Genomic DNA, 15608 nt, shown 5'->3' with positions numbered 1-15608 from the left:
CGGCCGGACCGTGAATCCGTTTCCCCGCCCCGGCCCTCGGACGGGGCGGGGGGCGCGCCCGCGCACACCCCGGGGCGCACACCTGCGGCGCGCGGAGTCCTGCTCGCACCCCTCTGGACGACGGCGGCGACCCGCTGTTCGCTGGGAGGGGCCGGGGGGTGCCGGGCTGCGGCACACGCAGCCGATTCCGAGGACCGACGTGGACCGATTGGGAGGCCGCGATGGCTTCAGCGCGAGTGACCGGCAGCACCGTGGACCGGGTCCGGGCGGACGGTCCGGCGGAGCGGTGCGGCCGGGCGCGGGACTGGGCGGAGATCCAGGAACGCATGCTCGTCCCCCTCTACCAGGACGTTTACCGGCGGCTCGAGGTCGGCCCGGCGACCAGCCTGCTCGGGGTGGGGTGCCGGTCCGGGCTGGCGCTGCTGCTCGCCGAGGGACGCGGCGCGCAGGTCTCGGGGGTGGAGTGGGACGACGAGCTGCGCGAGCTGGCGGCGGCCCGCGGGCTGCAGGTGGCGCCCGGTGGGAGCCTCGCCCGTTCGGCGCACCCCGTCCCCCGGCCGGCGCACTCCCTGGTGACGGTTTTCGAGCAGTCGCCGACGCCCGCGCTGGTCGCCTGGTCGGCGCAGCGCACGCTCCCCGGCGGGCTGCTGGTGCTCGCGGACCGGGGCCCGGCGGCGCGCTGCGAGAGCACGGCGGTGCTGGAGGTGGCGCACCGGCACGCCCCGCCGGAGGACCGGCCGGAGCCCGCTCCGGCGGCGCTGGAGTCGCTACTGGTCTCCGCCGGTCTGCGCCCGTCCACCGCCGGCCGGGTGGTCTGCCCGTTCGCGTACGCGGACCTGGACTCGGCGGTCCGCGGGCTGCTGGCCACCGGCCTGTTCGACCGGGCGGAGCAGCAGGCCGGGGCGGCGCTGGTGGCCAAGGAACTGGAGGAGGCGCTGCACCCGTACCGGCTCCCGGACGGCTCGGTGCGGATGGTGAACGAGTACCGCTGGGTGGCGGGCCTCCGGCCGGAGGACGCTACTCGCGGGTGATCCCGGCGGCGGCGTAGGCGGCGTCCTCGTCCAGCGTTTCGGCCTCCAGCAGGGCGGCGGCGAGGGCGTCGAGGCGGTGGCGGTGGCGGTTCAGCAGCACGATCGCCTCCTCCCAGCATTCGGCGACGATCCGGCGGGCCTCCTCGTCGACCGCGTCCAGCGTGGTGGGCGCGGCGGACAGGCCGTACGGGGACTGGCCGTCGTTGGGGACGGCGGTGACCCGGCCGACCAGGCTGCTCATGCCCCAGCGGCCGGCCATCGAGCGGGCGATGGTGGTGAGCTGTTCGAGGTCGCTCTCGGCGCCGGTGGTGACCACGCCGTACACCACCTGCTCGGCGGCCATCCCGCCGAGCGCGCCGATGATCCGGCCGCGCAGGTAGGGCTCGGTGTAGGAGTAGCGGTCGGTGTCGGGGGTGGAGAGGGTGACGCCGAGGGCGCGGCCGCGCGGCACGATGGTGACCTTGCGGACCGGGTCGGCGCCGGTCTGGAGCATGCCGAGCAGGGCGTGCCCGGACTCGTGGTAGGCGGTGCGTTCGCGTTCCTGCTGGGGCATCACCAGCGGGCGCACCGCGCCGAGTTGGACCTTCTCCAGGGCCTCTGACAGGTTCTCCTGGTTGACCGCGTCCTGCTGGTTCTTGACCGCCAGCAGCGCGGCCTCGTTGACCAGGTTGGCCAGGTCGGCGCCGGTCATGCCGGGGGTGGTGCGGGCGACGACGTCCAGGTCGGTGCCCTTGGCCAGCGGGACTTCGCGGGCGTGGATCCGCAGGATCTGTTCGCGGCCGGCCCGGTCGGGCGGGCTGACGGTGATCCGCCGGTCGAAGCGGCCGGGACGCAGCAGCGCGGGGTCGAGGATCTCGGCCCGGTTGGTCGCGGCGATCACGATGACGCCCTCGGAGCCGGAGAAGCCGTCCATCTCGGTGAGGATCTGGTTGAGCGTCTGTTCGCGTTCGTCGTGGCCGCCCATGCCGCCACCGCCGCCGCGCTGGCGGCCGATGGTGTCGATCTCGTCGATGAAGATGATCGCGGGGGCGACCTTGCGGGCCTCGGCGAACAGGTCGCGGACCCGGCTGGCGCCGACGCCGACGATCATCTCGATGAACTCGGACGCCGAGGCGGAGAAGAACGGGACGTCCGCCTCCCCCGCGACCGCGCGGGCGAGCAGCGTCTTGCCGGTGCCGGGCGGGCCGGACAGCAGGACGCCGCGCGGCATCTTCGCGCCGAGTCGGCGGTACGCCTGCGGGTTCTTCAGGAAGTCGACGACCTCGCTGAGTTCGGCCTCCACCTCGTCGATGCCGGCCACGTCCTGGAAGGTGCTGCGCCGGCCCTGACTGGTGTCCACCGGCTTCGGCGGGGCCTTGCGACCGAGCGCGCCGCCGCCCAGACCGCCGGCCATCCGGCGGGCCAGGAACACCCAGACCGCGATCAGCAGCAGCATCGGGGCGAGCGAGATCAGCAGGTTGGCCAGGAAACTGCGCTGCTGCACCACCGGCCGGGCAATCACCTCGACGTTCTGCGCCTGGAGGGTGCCCCACAGGTTGTCGGTGGCGAACGCCGGGCGCTGGGTGGTGAATTCGGTGTAGTCGCCCTTACCGCCGTCCGGCTTGGGCTGCTTGTTCTTCAAGGTGCCCTCGATGGAGTCGCCCTTGGAGTAGATCTTGGTGATGTTGCCGCTGTTGAGCTGCTTGCTGAACTCGGTGTACGAGATGGTGGTGGAGCCGCCACCACCGAAGAAGCTCAGCAGCAGGTCGGACAGCAGGAACACCACCAGCGCGGTGAGGATCAGGCCCGTCCAGCCGCCCGGCATCTTCCGCTTCGGCGGCGGAGGGGGCGGCGCCCCCTCGGACCGCCAGGGCTGGTCGGGAGTCTGACGCGGCGGCACAGGGTTGCTCACCAGCCGGACGATACGGACATTCCGACCACCGGTCGGCGCGCAACGCCGCGACGCCGGTCAGCGCACGGGGGTCGGCCACTCCTCCGCCGTCAGCGCGAACCGCTCGTGATCACGCCAGGCGTCCTGCAGGAACAGCATCCGCGGCGTGAACCCCTCATGCCGGAAGCCCAATCGGCGCGCCATCGCCACCGAACGCTCGTTGTCCGGCTGCACGTTGATCTCCAGCCGGTGCAACCCCAGCCCGCCCTGCTCGGCCGGCGTGAAGCACCGCTCCACCACCAGCCGCATGCCCTCCGACATCCGTCCCGTCCCGACGAACGGCACGTACGAGTCGTAGCCCAGCACGCCGTTGCGGAACCGCGCCATCACGATGTTCGCCACGTTGCACTTGCCCACCAGGCCACCGGTCTCCTGATCGAAAATCAGGAACGTCCGGAGCCCGGCACCCTGACGACTCAGCAGATCCGGCAACCCGTCGGGCTCCACCGGGTTCCACCGCCCGATGTGTTCGGCGGAACGCCGCACCGCATCGGCATAGGGAACGACGTCATCTGGGCGGGGGGCTCGGATCGTTACGCGCATGCGAGTCATCATGGCGCATACCGCGAAAGCGGACAGGCGCGAACCCAGGGGCGCGGGGAACTGCGCGACCAGCGCTCACCACGTCCGCAAGGTCGCGATCAAGTGCAAGTCATTGTCCTGCGTCGCGATCTTGCGGTGTGGGTGCCTTCCGCTTCGCGCAGTTCCCCGCGCCCCTGTTTTCGCGCCCAATCACTCGCGCAGGACTCCCCGCGCCCCTGGTACCCACTCCTACAGCAGGTCCTTGAACTCCTTGGGCAGCTCGAAGTCCGACGGCCCCTTGCCCGGCGGGAGGCCGAACGCGTTGCCGTCGGCCTGGCCCGGCCCGAGGGCCTTGCGCTCGGCGGCCGCCGCCTCCTCCTGGGCCCGCTTGAGCGGGTTGCCGCTCTTGCGCTTGCCCTTGGCGACGGGGGCCTTCTTGCCGGAGCGCTTGCCGCCGCCGCCCATGCCGGGGATGCCGGGCATGCCCGGGATGCCCTTGCCGGAGGCCATCGCGGCCATCATCTTGCGGGCGTCGAAGAACCGCTCGACCAGGCTGGAGACCTCGCCGACCTGGACGCCGGCGCCCTTGGCGATGCGCAGGCGGCGCGAGCCGTTGATGAGCTTGGGGTCGGTGCGCTCGGCCGGGGTCATCGACTTGATGATCGCGCCGACGCGGTTGACGTCCTTGTCGTCGATGTTGTTGATCTGGTCCCGGATCTGGCCCATGCCGGGGAGCATGCCGAGCAGCTTGGAGATGGAGCCCATCTTCTGGACCTGCTCGAGCTGCGACAGGAAGTCGTCGAGCGTGAATTCCTTGCCGCCGCCCTGCAGCTTGGCGGCCATCTTCTCGGCCTCGGCCTGCGAGAAGGTCTGCTCGGCCTTCTCGATCAGCGAGAGGACGTCACCCATGCCGAGGATGCGCGAGGCCATCCGGTCGGGGTGGAAGGCGTCGAAGTCGTCGACCTTCTCGCCGTTGGAGGCGAACATGATCTGGCGGCCGGTGACGTGCGCGACGGAGAGCGCGGCACCGCCGCGGGCGTCGCCGTCGAGCTTGGAGAGCACGACGCCGGTGAAGTCGACACCTTCGAGGAAGGCCTGCGCGGTGGTGACCGCGTCCTGGCCGACCATGGCGTCGACCACGAACAGGACCTCGTCCGGGTTGACGGCGGCGCGGATGTCCGCGGCCTGTTGCATCAGTTCGGCGTCGATGCCGAGGCGGCCGGCGGTGTCGACGATCACGACGTCGTACTGCTTCTGCTTCGCGTACTCGATGGAGTCGCGGGCGACCTGCACCGGGTCGCCGACGCCGTTGCCGGGCTGCGGGCCGTAGAAGGCGACGCCGGCCCGCTCCGCCACGACACCGAGCTGGGTGACGGCGTTGGGGCGCTGGAGGTCGCAGGCGACCAGCAGCGGGGTGTGCTTCTGGGCCTTGAGCCAGTGGCCGAGCTTTCCGGCCAGGGTGGTCTTACCGGCACCCTGGAGACCGGCGAGCATGATCACCGTCGGGCCGGTCTTGGCGTACTTCAGGCGGCGGGTCTCGCCACCGAGGATGCCGATCAGCTCCTCGTTGACGATCTTGATGATCTGCTGGGCGGGGTTCAGCGCGCCGGAGACCTCGGAGCCGAGGGCGCGTTCCTTGACCTGCTTGATGAAGGCGCGGACCACGGGGAGCGCGACGTCCGCCTCCAGCAGGGCGATCCGGATCTCGCGCGCGGTGGCGTCGATGTCCGCCTCGCTGAGACGGCCCTTGCCCCGGAGGTTCTTGAACGTCGCTGCGAGGCGGTCGGAGAGAGTGTCGAACACGTCGGTCGCGGGTCCCTTGCGGCATCGAGTACGGGTACTGTCGTCGCCCCCAAGGGTAGCCGTACGCCCGGTGGACGGTCTGCGCCCCTGCGTGAACGGGCTCTCAGCGGGTCTTCAGGGCGTCCCGCACGGCCTGCGCCACCTGCTGTGCGCGCTCCGGTGCCAGCGGACGGCCGGCCTCGGTGGTCAGGTAGAACGCGTCCACGGCCTCCGCGCCCAGGGTGGACACGTGCGCGGTGCGGACCCGTGCGCCCGCGGTGTCCAGGGCCCGGCCGATGCGGTGCAGCAGGCCGGGCGCGTCGTGGGCGCGCACCTCCAGGACGGTCGCCGAACGGGACGCGGTGCCGGGGGCGACGGTGACCACCGGCGGCGGGGTGCGGATGCCGGGCCGGCGCGGGGCGGCGGCGTCGCGCTCGGCGAGTCTGCGGGCCACGTCCAGCGAGCCGTCCAGCGCGCGGCGCAGGTCGGCCCGCAGCCGGGCCGTCTCGGGGACGTCGCCGTACTCGGCGGCCACCGTCCAGCCGAGCAGCAGGACCGGGCCGGCGCCGGCCGGGTCGAGTTCGCGCAGGCCGGCCTTGCGGACGGTCAGGCGGTGCAGGGCGAGCAGGCCGGCCACGGTGCCGAGCAGGCCGGGGCGGTCGGGGACGGCGAGGGTGAGTTCGATGCCGACGGATTCGGTGCCGTCGGCGGCGAGTTCGGCGCGCAGGGCCAGGGCGGGGCCGCCGGTGCGGGCGGCCTCGACGGCGAGGCGCTCCTGTTCGGCGGTCGGGGCGTCGGTGGTGGGCGGACGCGTGCCGGCCAGCCGGGCGGCGGTGCGGGCGACCAGCTGGTCGACCAGCGAGGCGCGCCAGGCGGACCAGGCGGCGGGGCCGGTGGCGGTGGCGTCGGCCTCGGTGAGCGCGTGCAGCAGCTCCAGGTGGGTCCGGTCGCCGACGGCCCTGGCGATCAGGTCGGCGGTGGCGGGGTCGTCGGGGTCGCGGCGGGTGGCGGTGTCCACCAGCGTCAGGTGGTGGCGCACCAGCAGCGCCAAGGTGTCGGTGTCCGGCCGGTCGAAGCCCATCCGGGCGGCCAGCCGGCGGACGATCGCCTCGCCGGCCGCGGAGTGGTCGCCGGGCAGGCCCTTGCCGAGGTCGTGCAGCAGGGCGGCGACCAGCAGCAGGTCGGGGCGGGTGGTGCGGCGGGTCAGCGCGGCGGCCCGTACCGCGGTCTCGATCAGGTGCCGGTCGACAGTCCAGCGGTGCACGGCGTTGCGCTGCGGGCGGCAGCGGACGCGTTCCCAGTCGGGCAGCAGCCGGACGATCAGCCCTTCGGCGTCCAGCGCCTCCCACACCGGCAGGCAGGCCTCGCCGGCGCCGAGCAGGCCGACCAGGCGGTCGCGGGCCTCGGCGGGCCAGGGCACCGGCAGCGGTCCGGTCTCGGCGGCCAGCCGGCGCACCGTGGCATGGGCGAGAGGCAGTCCGGCCTGGGCGGCCGCGGCGGCGGCGCGCAGCGGCAGCGCCGGGTCGGTGGCGGGCCGGGCGGTCTGCGCGAGCACCGCTTCGCCGTCCTGCTCGACCACGCCTTCGGCCAGCGGGCGGCGTTCGGCGGGCGCGGCCCGGCGGGCCGCTCGGAAGGGCCGACCCCGGCGGGCGAGCACCCGGTCGACGGCCCGCCAGGTGACGTCGGAGGCGTACGCGACGGTGCGGGCGGCCGCGTAGACCTGCCGCAGCAGGGTGTCGGCGTCGGGCACGCCGAGCTGTTCGGCGACCTGGTCGTGGTCCTGCAGGGCGAGCCGGTCGGTGGCGCGGCCGGTGCTCAGGTGCAGGGCGTCGCGGACGTCGGCGAGGGTGCGGGCGGCGGCGTCCAGGCCGTCGCGGGGGGCGTCGGCGAGCCAGCTGGCGGCGATCGCGTCGAGTGCGGCGAGGTCGCGCAGGCCGCCGCGGGCCTCCTTGAGGTCGGGTTCCAGCAGGAAGGACAGTTCGCCGTGGCGTTCGGCCCGGGCCCGGCCGAGGGCGCGCAGTTCGGGCAGCCGGGCGGGGGCGGTGGCGCGCCAGTCGGCGAGCACCCGGGCGCGCAGTTCGGCGGTCAGCCGCGCGTCACCGGCCAGGTGGCGGGCGTCCAGCAGGCCGAGGGCTGCCTTGAGGTCCTCGGCGGCGACCTTGCGGGCCTCGGCGGGGGTGCGGACGGCGTGGTCGAGGGCGATGCCGCTGTCCCAGACGGGGTACCAGATCCGTTCGGCGACCCCGGGGTCGAGCGGGCCGTCGTGCAGCAGCAGCACGTCCAGGTCGCTGCGCGGGGAGAGTTCGCCGCGGCCGTAGCCGCCGACCGCGACCAGGGCGGTGCCGGCGGGTGCGCCGGCCGTCCGGTGGAGGCCGGTCAGCCAGTCGTCGGCGAGCCGGGCCAGCGCGGTGCGCCGGCTGCGGGCGGGGAGCTCGGGATCCGCCAGCAGCCGGGCGCGTTCGGCGAGGTGGTCGCCGGGGTCGGTCGTCACGGTCAGAGCGCGTCGGGGCCGCGTTCGCCGGTCCGGACCCGCACCACGGTCTCCACCGGGACCGACCAGACCTTGCCGTCGCCGATCTTCCCGGTGCGGGCGGCCCGGACCACCACGTCGATCAACTGCTCGGCGTCCTCGTCCTCGACGAGTATTTCGACCCGGAGCTTGGGCACCAGGTCGACGGTGTACTCGGCGCCCCGGTAGACCTCGGTGTGGCCGCGCTGCCGGCCGTACCCGCTGGCCTCGGTGACGGTCAGCCCGTGCACCCCGAACGCCTGCAGGGCCTCCTTGACCTCGTCCAGGCGGTGCGGCTTGATGACGGCGGTGATGAGCTTCATCGGGCGTCGACCTCGGTCTTTCCGGCGGTGGTGAAGGTGGTGGCGGTGCGGGCCGAGCCGGCCCCGAGGGCGGTGAAGTCGTAGGCGGACTCGGCGTGTTCGGCCTGGTCGATGCCGGAGACCTCGACGTCCGCGGCGACCCGGAAGCCGATCGTCCGCTGGATCGCCGTGCCCAGCAGCCAGGAGAGCACGAACGAGTACGCCAGCACGGCGGCCACGCCGAGGGCCTGCTTGCCGAGTTGGCCGAACCCGCCGCCGTAGAACAGGCCGGCCGCGGACTGTCCGACGTGGCCGGTGGCGAACAGGCCGACCAGCAGCGAGCCGATCACCCCGCCGACGAGGTGGACGCCGACCACGTCGAGCGAATCGTCCAGCCCGAAGCGGTACTTGAGGCCGATCGCGGCGGCGCACACCGCACCCGCGATCAACCCGACGGCGATCGCGCCGAGCGGCGACACCGAACCGCAGGCCGGGGTGATGGCGACCAGTCCGGCCACCGCGCCGGACGCCGCGCCGAGGGTGGTGAACGCGCCGTGCCGCAGCCGCTCGTACGCCAGCCAGCCGAGCATCGCGGCGGCGGTGGCGACCTGGGTGTTCACGAACGCCATCCCGGCGACGCCGTTGGCGGCCAGCGCCGAGCCCGCGTTGAAGCCGAACCAGCCGAACCACAGCAGGCCGGAGCCGAGCATCACCAGCGGCAGGCTGTGCGGGCGCATCGGGTCCTTCCGGAAGCCGATCCGCGGGCCCAGCACCAGCACCAGGGCCAGGCCCGCCGCACCGGCGTTGATGTGCACGGCGGTGCCGCCGGCGAAGTCGATCACGCCGGCCCGGTCGCCGAGCCAGCCGCCGTGGCCGCCGTCGAAGAAGAACACCCAGTGCGCGACCGGGAAGTAGACGATCGTCACCCAGAGCGCCACGAACAGGCTCCAGGACGCGAACCTGGCCCGGTCCGCGATCGCGCCGCTGATCAGCGCCGGCGTGATGACCGCGAACATCAGCTGGAACGCGGCGAACGCGGTGACCGGGATGCTGCCGGTGAGCGCGTTCAGGTCGATGCCGCGCAGCCCGACGAAGTCGAGGTTGCCGACCAGCCCGGCGCCGGCGTCCGGCCCGAAGGCCAGCGAGTACCCGTAGAGCACCCAGAGCACGCTGACGATCGAGAGCGAGATGAAGCTCATGGCGAGCATGTTGAGGGTGCTCCGGACCCTGACCATGCCCCCGTAGAAGAAGGCCAGACCCGGGGTCATCACCATGACCAGGGCCGCACTGATGAACACGAAGGCGGTGTCGCCCGCGCTGAAGCCCTCCGGCATCGGCGTCTCCTCCCAGCTGGAAGCCGCTCCGTGCCGGGACGTGTGCCTGTCCCGGAACGGCGGCGATGGGAGGAGCGTGCCGAAGGCGGGTTTCCGCCGATGCGGCCCGGTGTTTCACCGCGGTGACGTGGTCGACGCGCCCGTTACGGGCGCGTGAACCGGGCGCGGCGGCAGGTTAGACGACCGAGACGAACTCCGGGATGTCCTGGACCACCCGCTCGGCGAGCCGGTCCACGCCGGCCACGCCGCGAAAGTCCCGGGTGGCGGCCTCGGAGGTCTTCCTGACCCGGGTGTTCAGCCGCTCCGAACGGACCTTGCGGGCGATGTCCACCGCCGCCTCGCAGTACTCCGCCGCCTCCTCCGGCTCGCGCTGCAGCAGCCGGACGGAGGCCATGCCGACCAGGTTGAACGCGTAGGTGCGGACGTGGTCGCCGTCCTTCCGGAACAGGTCGACCGCCTTGGTGATCATCGGCTCGGCGGCCTTGGCCATCGCGGCGCTCCGGTCCGAGGTGTACGCCAAGTCCCGGTAGGAGTGCCCGTTCTCCGCGTTGAGCTCGGCGGCCGAGAAGAACCGCAGCCAATTCGGCGTCTCGTCACCGGCGTTGATGTCGGTGAAGGTGTCCTCCGAGAGCCGGATCGCCCGGGCGCAGCGGTTGACCTCGCCGATGGTGGCGTACGCGCGGGCCTCCATCGCGTACAGCAGCGACTGCTGGCGGGTGCTCGCGGTGTCCCGACTGCCGTACTGGGCCAGGTGGATCAGCTCCAGCGCGTCCTCGCCGCGGTTCAGGTGGATCATCTGCCGGCACATGTCGGTCAGCACGTGCGCGCCGAACGGCCGGTCCCCGGCCTCCTTGGCGGCGTGCAGCGCCAGCACGTAGTACTTCTGCGCGCTCGGGTGCATGCCCACGTCGTAGGACATGAAGCCGGCCAGGTGGGCGAGTTCGGCGGTGAGTCGGAACAGCCGCTTGGTGGTGGCCTCCGGGTAGGTCTCCTGCAGCAGGTCGGTGACCTCGTGGAGTTGGCCCACCACGGCCTTGCGGCGCAGGCCGCCGCCGTTCTGGGCGTCCCACTTCCGGAACATCTCGGTGGTCTGCTCCAGCAGTTGCATCTCCGGCTCGGACAGCCGCCCGGAGAACTGCTCGCCGCCGTTGGCCGCCGCCAGGATCGGCGTGGGCTCGCCGTTCGGACCCGGCGTGAGCCAGCGCTGCATCGGTTCGATCAGCGCCGCGCCGGCCGTCAGCGCAAGCGAAGTGCCGAGAAATCCACGGCGGTTGAGCATCAGGTCGCTGCGGGAGTACTCGCTGATCGCCTGCACGGTCTGCTGCGGGCTCCACGGCAGGTCCACCCCGCCGCCGACGGTGGTCACCGGGATGGCGGCGCGCAGGCCGAGGTCCTCGATCGCCACCACCGAGCCGAAGCGCTCGGAGAACAGCTCGGACATGATCTTCGGGATCGGCTCGCGCGGCTGCTCGCCGTCCAGCCAGCGACGTACCCGGGAGGTGTCCGTGGAGACGTGGTGCGCACCGATCTGACGGGCCCGGCGGTTCACTTGGCGGGCCAGCTCGCCCTTCGACCAGCCACTGCGCGCGAACCAGGAGCCCAGCTTCTCGTTCGGCTGCTTCTCACCCATGGGAAGTCCCCATCCCGCCCCGGCCCGGGGCTCCCGCTCGCCTTGACGACTCGTCATTTCGCCGACCGCAGTGACCGGTCCGCTGCATTCCGTATCCAGAACGTAGCGTCCCTCCGCCATCCGAGGGAGCGACGCCGCTGAAACGCCACCCTTCGCCACCCCCACGAGTGAACTACCGGGCGTGGAGCCGCGCTTCACTATGTGTCAGCCCGGCATGACCCCGGCACATGCCCGGACCCGACGGAGGCACGCGTGCGGCAACGACGATCCGGCATCCGAACCACCCGTACAAGGCGCTTGCTCGCCCGAGCCGCGCGAATCGGTGTGCGCCGGTCCGCGCGCGCCTCCGGCGCACCACGCATCACACGCCCACCGGGCGACGCACCGTCACAATCCCGTAACCACCGGCAACCGGAAGCTGTTGGGGGAGGTATGGACAAGCTGTTCGGCACCCTGCGACGCGCGCCCCTCGGCGCCCGCCGCCGCACCCGGCCCACCGCGCTCCAGGCCGCCACCGAGTACTCCGAGCGCTGGGGTTGGACGCTCGCCGCCGGCAGCCCGCCCGCACACACCTCGGCCCGCTGCGAATGCGCCGTCCCGCTCTGCGCCGCGCCCAACCTGCACCAGCGGGTCGGCCCGCTCATCGCCCCCGGCACCGGCGCCGCCGAACTCGCCGCGAGCTGTCCGGCGGACGCGCCGCTCCTGCTCCCCACCGGCCACCAGTTCGACGTCCTGGACGTACCGGCCCAGCCCGGCCTCCAGGCCCTGCTCCGGCTCGAACGGATGGGCACCCAGATCGGCCCCGTCCTCGCCTCCCCCACTGGCCGACTGCTGCTCTTCGTCGCCCCGCGCACCGCCGAGCGCCTGCCCGACCTGCTCTACCGCATGGGCTGGGACGACGCCTCCCTCGACCTCGCCTGCCACGGCCTCGGCTCCTACCTGGCCGCCCCACCGGTCGCCCTAGGCCCGCTCGGCCCCATGCGATGGCTGCGCCGCCCCACCGCGGACAACCCCCCGCCGGAGGCCCGCCTGCTGCTGGGCACCCTGGCGTACGCGTGCCACCGCACCCGCGATCGGGAAACCTCGCTGGCGGGTTGAACACACAGCAAGGTCCGTCCCAGGAGAGAACATCCCTCCTCGAACGGACCTTGCTGCCGGGTGCCTCGCGCAGTCCCCCGCGCCCCTGTTCTCGCACCCACCCGGGCGGCTAGCCCAGGAGCGCGTCCACGAATGCGCCGGGCTCGAACGGCGCGAGGTCGTCCGCGCCTTCGCCGAGGCCGATGAGCTTGACGGGCACGCCGAGTTCGCGCTGCACCGAGATCACGATGCCGCCCTTCGCGGTGCCGTCCAGCTTGGTGAGGACGATGCCGGTGATGTCCACGACCTCGGCGAACACCCGGGCCTGCACCAGGCCGTTCTGGCCGGTGGTGGCGTCGAGCACCAGCAGGACCTCGTCCACCGGCCCGTGCTTCTCGACGACCCGCTTGACCTTGCCGAGTTCGTCCATCAGGCCGGTCTTGGTGTGCAGGCGGCCGGCGGTGTCGACCAGGACGGTGTCGACGCCGTCGGTGATGCCCTGCTTGACCGCGTCGAACGCGACGGAGGCGGGGTCGCCGCCCTCGGGGCCGCGGACGGTGTGCGCGCCGACCCGTTCGCCCCAGGTCTGGAGCTGGTCGGCGGCGGCGGCGCGGAAGGTGTCGGCGGCGCCGAGCACGACCTTGCGGCCGTCGGCGACCAGGACGCGGGCGAGCTTGCCGGTGGTGGTGGTCTTGCCGACGCCGTTGACGCCGACCACCAGGACCACGGCGGGGCCGCCGTCGGTCTTGACGGAGTGGACGGTGCGGTCCAGCTCGGGGTTGATCAGCTTGATCAGCTCGTCGCGGAGCAGTCCGCGCAGCTCGTCGGGGGTGCGGGTGCCGAGCACCTTGACCCGGGTGCGCAGGTTGTCGACGAGTTCCTGGGTGGCGCCGACGCCGACGTCCGCGGTGAGGAGGGTCTCCTCGATCTCCTCCCAGGTGTCCTCGTCGAGGCGGTCGCGGGAGAGCAGGGTGAGCAGGCCCTTGCCGAGCGTGGACTGCGAGCGGGAGAGCCGCGAGCGCAGGCGCACCAGGCGTCCGGCGGTGGGTTCGGGGACCTCGATCGCGGGGGCGGCCTCCGCCTCCTCGATCCGCACCTCCTCGGCGGGCTTCTCGACCGCCGGTTCCTCGACCGCGGGCTTCTCCGCCGCCGGTTCCTCGACCGCCGGCTTCTCCGCCGCGGGCTTCGCTACCGCGGGCTTCTCGACGGTCGGCGGCGCGGCGGTCTCGGCCGGCTTGGTGGGCGCGCTCTTGGTGTCCGCAGTGGGCGGCGCGGTGATCGTGGGGGTCTGGCTCGGCTTGTCGAGCTCTTTGCGTCGTCTGCCGGAAACGACGAGTCCGGTGATCGCGCCGATGGCGACCACCGCGATGACAACGGCAAGGATCACGTATTCCATAACCCGTCCAGTATCACTTAGCGCCTATGCCGGCCCGGGTTGTGCGGGCTCCAGCCTTTTCGTCCTGTGCTGTGGCGGTCTCTCGGGCATCCGCAGGCGCTGGCTGATCACCTGGGAGATGCCGTCCCCCTTCATGGTCACGCCGTACAGGGCGTCGGCGGATTCCATGGTGAGTTTCTGGTGGGTGATGACGATCAGTTGGGAGCTTTCCCGAAGTTCTTCCATGATCGCGATCAGTCGGCGCAGATTGGTTTCGTCGAGCGCGGCCTCGACCTCGTCCATGACGTAGAACGGGCTGGGCCGGGCCTTGAAGATCGACACCAGCAGTGCCACGGCGGTCAGCGAGCGTTCGCCGCCGGAGAGCAGGGAGAGCCGCTTGACCTTCTTGCCGGGCGGGCGGGCCTCGACCTCGACACCGGTGGTGAGCATGTTCTCGGGGTCGGTGAGGACGAGCCGGCCCTCGCCGCCGGGGAACAGCCGGGCGAAGACGCCTTCGAACTGGGCGGCGGTGTCGTGGTAGGCGGCGGTGAACAGCTGCTCGACCCGGGCGTCGACGTCGCGGACGATGTCGAGCAGGTCGCGGCGGCTCTTGCGCAGGTCGTCCAGCTGTTCGCCGAGGAACTGGTGGCGGGCCTCCAGGGCGGCGAACTCCTCCAGCGCGAGCGGGTTGACCTTGCCGAGCTGCTGGTAGGCGCGTTCGGCGGCCTTGAGCCGCTTCTCGACCTCGGCCCGGACGTAGGGGCGCTCCTCGCCGGCGCTCTCGCCGTCCTCGGCGGGCGGCGCGGGGACGGGCAGGTCGGGGCCGTAGCCGGTGAGCAGTTCGGCGGCCTCGATGCCGAACTCCTCCAGCGCCTTGGCCTCCAGCTGCTCGATCCGCAGCCGCTTCTCGGCTCGCAGCACCTCGTCGCGGTGGCCGGCGTCGACCAACCGGTCGAGTTCGGCCTGGAGTTCGCGGCCGTGTTCGCGGAACTGGCGCAGTTCGCCCTCGCGGGCGGCCCGGTCGGCCTCGACGGCGGCGCGTTCGGTCTCGGCGGCGGCGAGGGTCTCCTCGATCCGGCCGAGCAGGTGGCGGGCGCCGGTGGCGACGGCTCCGGCGACGGCGGATTCCCGGCGGGCGCGGGCGCGGCGTTCGGCGGCGCGGGCCCGGGTTTCGCGTTCGGCGCGGGCGGCGCGGTCCAACTGGTCGGCGCGGCCGGCCAGTCCGCGGACCCGTTCTTCGTGGGTGCGGACGGCGAGCCGGGATTCCAGCTCCGTCTGCCGGGCGGCGGTACCGGCGGCAGCCAGCCGGTCACGTTCGGCGCTGTTGGGTTCGTCCTCGCCGCTGTCGGCCAACTCTTCGGCGGTGGCGAGGCGTTCGGCGAGTTCTTCGGCGGCGGCGCGGGCTTCGGCGAGGCCGCTCTCGGCCTTGGCGGCGGCGGTGGTGGCGCGTTCGGCTTCGCCGGCGGCGGCGCGCGCGGCGCCGCCCGATCGCCCGAGTGCTCCGGCGAGTTCGGCGCGCTGCTTCTCGCCCTGCCGACGCAGTGCGGCCAACTGTTCGACTTCGGCGCCGAGTTCGCGGTGGTGTTCCTGCGTCTCGGCCAGTCGGTGGGTCAACTCTTCGCAGCGGGCGTCGAGTTCTTCGATACCGCGGGCGGCCTCGGCGACGGCGGCCTGGGTCTCCAGCGGGCTGGGCGCGCCGGCCGAGCCGCCGTGCGCGAGGGTGGCGGAGAGCAGGTCGCCGTCCCGGGTGACGGCCGTCCAGTACGGCTGCCGGTCGATCAACTGCTGTGCGGCGTCGAGGTCTTCGACGACGGCGGTGCGGCGCAGCAGGTTTCGGGCAGCGGCGGCCATCGGTCCGTCGACCAACTCCCCTGCCGGGCGGGCACCTTCGGGCAGCCGGTCGTCAACGTCCGTGCCATCGGCGGCGATCAGCAGTGCGGCCCGGCCGCCGTCCTCGGCCCGGAGCCGGGTGAGTGCGGCGGCGGCGGTGGCCACGTCCTCGACGGCGACGGCGTCCGCGGCGGCGGCCATCGGTCCGTCGACCAACTCCCCTGCCGGGCGGGCACCTTCGGGCAGCCGGTCGTCAACGTCCGTGCCATCGGCGGCGATCAGCAGT

At 73.0% G+C, this 15608-nt stretch carries 11 protein-coding genes; 2 read left to right on the top strand and 9 right to left on the bottom strand.

The genetic code is table 11. The features are described from left to right. The first annotated feature begins 221 nt into the window (after nucleotides 1–221). The gene (locus tag ACIHEI_RS31695; protein WP_387649301.1) at nucleotides 222–1031 is read left to right on the top strand and encodes a class I SAM-dependent methyltransferase; all 810 of its coding nucleotides are present in this window, start codon (nucleotides 222–224) and stop codon (nucleotides 1029–1031) included. Here ACIHEI_RS31695 and ftsH read toward each other — a convergent pair. The 7 genes from ftsH to ACIHEI_RS31660 form a co-directional block, all read right to left on the bottom strand. Next, nucleotides 1018–2922 (bottom strand): ATP-dependent zinc metalloprotease FtsH, encoded by a 1905-nt coding sequence (gene ftsH / locus ACIHEI_RS31690; RefSeq protein WP_396609127.1) that lies wholly within the window; start codon nucleotides 2920–2922, stop codon nucleotides 1018–1020. The genes ACIHEI_RS31695 and ftsH overlap by 14 nt on opposite strands. A 57-nt stretch (nucleotides 2923–2979) precedes the next feature. Continuing rightward, the gene (locus ACIHEI_RS31685) at nucleotides 2980–3504 is read right to left on the bottom strand and encodes a GNAT family N-acetyltransferase (RefSeq protein WP_396609126.1); all 525 of its coding nucleotides are present in this window, start codon (nucleotides 3502–3504) and stop codon (nucleotides 2980–2982) included. Nucleotides 3505–3732: 228 nt separating this feature from the next. Further along, nucleotides 3733–5286: a signal recognition particle protein gene (gene ffh / locus ACIHEI_RS31680; RefSeq protein WP_387649293.1), complete on the bottom strand. Its 1554-nt coding sequence runs from the start codon at nucleotides 5284–5286 to the stop codon at nucleotides 3733–3735. Between the two features lie 103 nt (nucleotides 5287–5389). Then, nucleotides 5390–7762, bottom strand: a complete 2373-nt coding sequence (locus ACIHEI_RS31675; RefSeq protein WP_396609145.1) for a [protein-PII] uridylyltransferase — start codon at nucleotides 7760–7762, stop codon at nucleotides 5390–5392. Next, complete coding sequence (locus ACIHEI_RS31670) at nucleotides 7759–8097, bottom strand: P-II family nitrogen regulator (RefSeq protein ID WP_387649291.1); 339 nt, start codon at nucleotides 8095–8097, stop codon at nucleotides 7759–7761. The genes ACIHEI_RS31675 and ACIHEI_RS31670 overlap by 4 nt, the downstream gene beginning before the upstream one ends. Beyond that, nucleotides 8094–9410 carry an ammonium transporter gene (locus tag ACIHEI_RS31665; protein ID WP_396609125.1) on the bottom strand — a complete coding sequence of 439 codons (1317 nt, stop codon included), beginning with the start codon at nucleotides 9408–9410 and terminating at the stop codon, nucleotides 8094–8096. Before ACIHEI_RS31665 ends, ACIHEI_RS31670 begins: the two co-directional genes overlap by 4 nt. A gap of 175 nt (nucleotides 9411–9585) precedes the next feature. After that, nucleotides 9586–11040 (bottom strand): hypothetical protein, encoded by a 1455-nt coding sequence (locus ACIHEI_RS31660; protein ID WP_392955319.1) that lies wholly within the window; start codon nucleotides 11038–11040, stop codon nucleotides 9586–9588. A gap of 432 nt (nucleotides 11041–11472) precedes the next feature. On the opposite strand from ACIHEI_RS31660, the gene ACIHEI_RS31655 reads away from it, so the two are divergent. After that, nucleotides 11473–12138 carry a bifunctional DNA primase/polymerase gene (locus tag ACIHEI_RS31655; protein WP_396609124.1) on the top strand — a complete coding sequence of 222 codons (666 nt, stop codon included), beginning with the start codon at nucleotides 11473–11475 and terminating at the stop codon, nucleotides 12136–12138. 109 nt (nucleotides 12139–12247) lie between these two features. Here ACIHEI_RS31655 and ftsY read toward each other — a convergent pair whose 3' ends face one another. Both ftsY and ACIHEI_RS31645 read right to left on the bottom strand, forming a co-directional pair. Beyond that, a complete protein-coding gene (ftsY, locus tag ACIHEI_RS31650; protein ID WP_387649280.1) occupies nucleotides 12248–13513 on the bottom strand; it encodes a signal recognition particle-docking protein FtsY in 1266 nt (421 codons plus the stop codon). A gap of 24 nt (nucleotides 13514–13537) precedes the next feature. Next, a partial coding sequence (locus ACIHEI_RS31645; RefSeq protein ID WP_396609123.1) for an AAA family ATPase occupies nucleotides 13538–15608 on the bottom strand: 2071 nt, incomplete at its 5' end.

The sequence above is a fragment of the Kitasatospora sp. NPDC051984 genome, from assembly GCF_044593455.1.
Lineage (GTDB): Bacteria > Actinomycetota > Actinomycetes > Streptomycetales > Streptomycetaceae > Kitasatospora.
The sequence above is the reverse complement of the archived record's forward strand: the minus strand, read 5'-3'. Positions and strand labels throughout refer to the sequence as shown.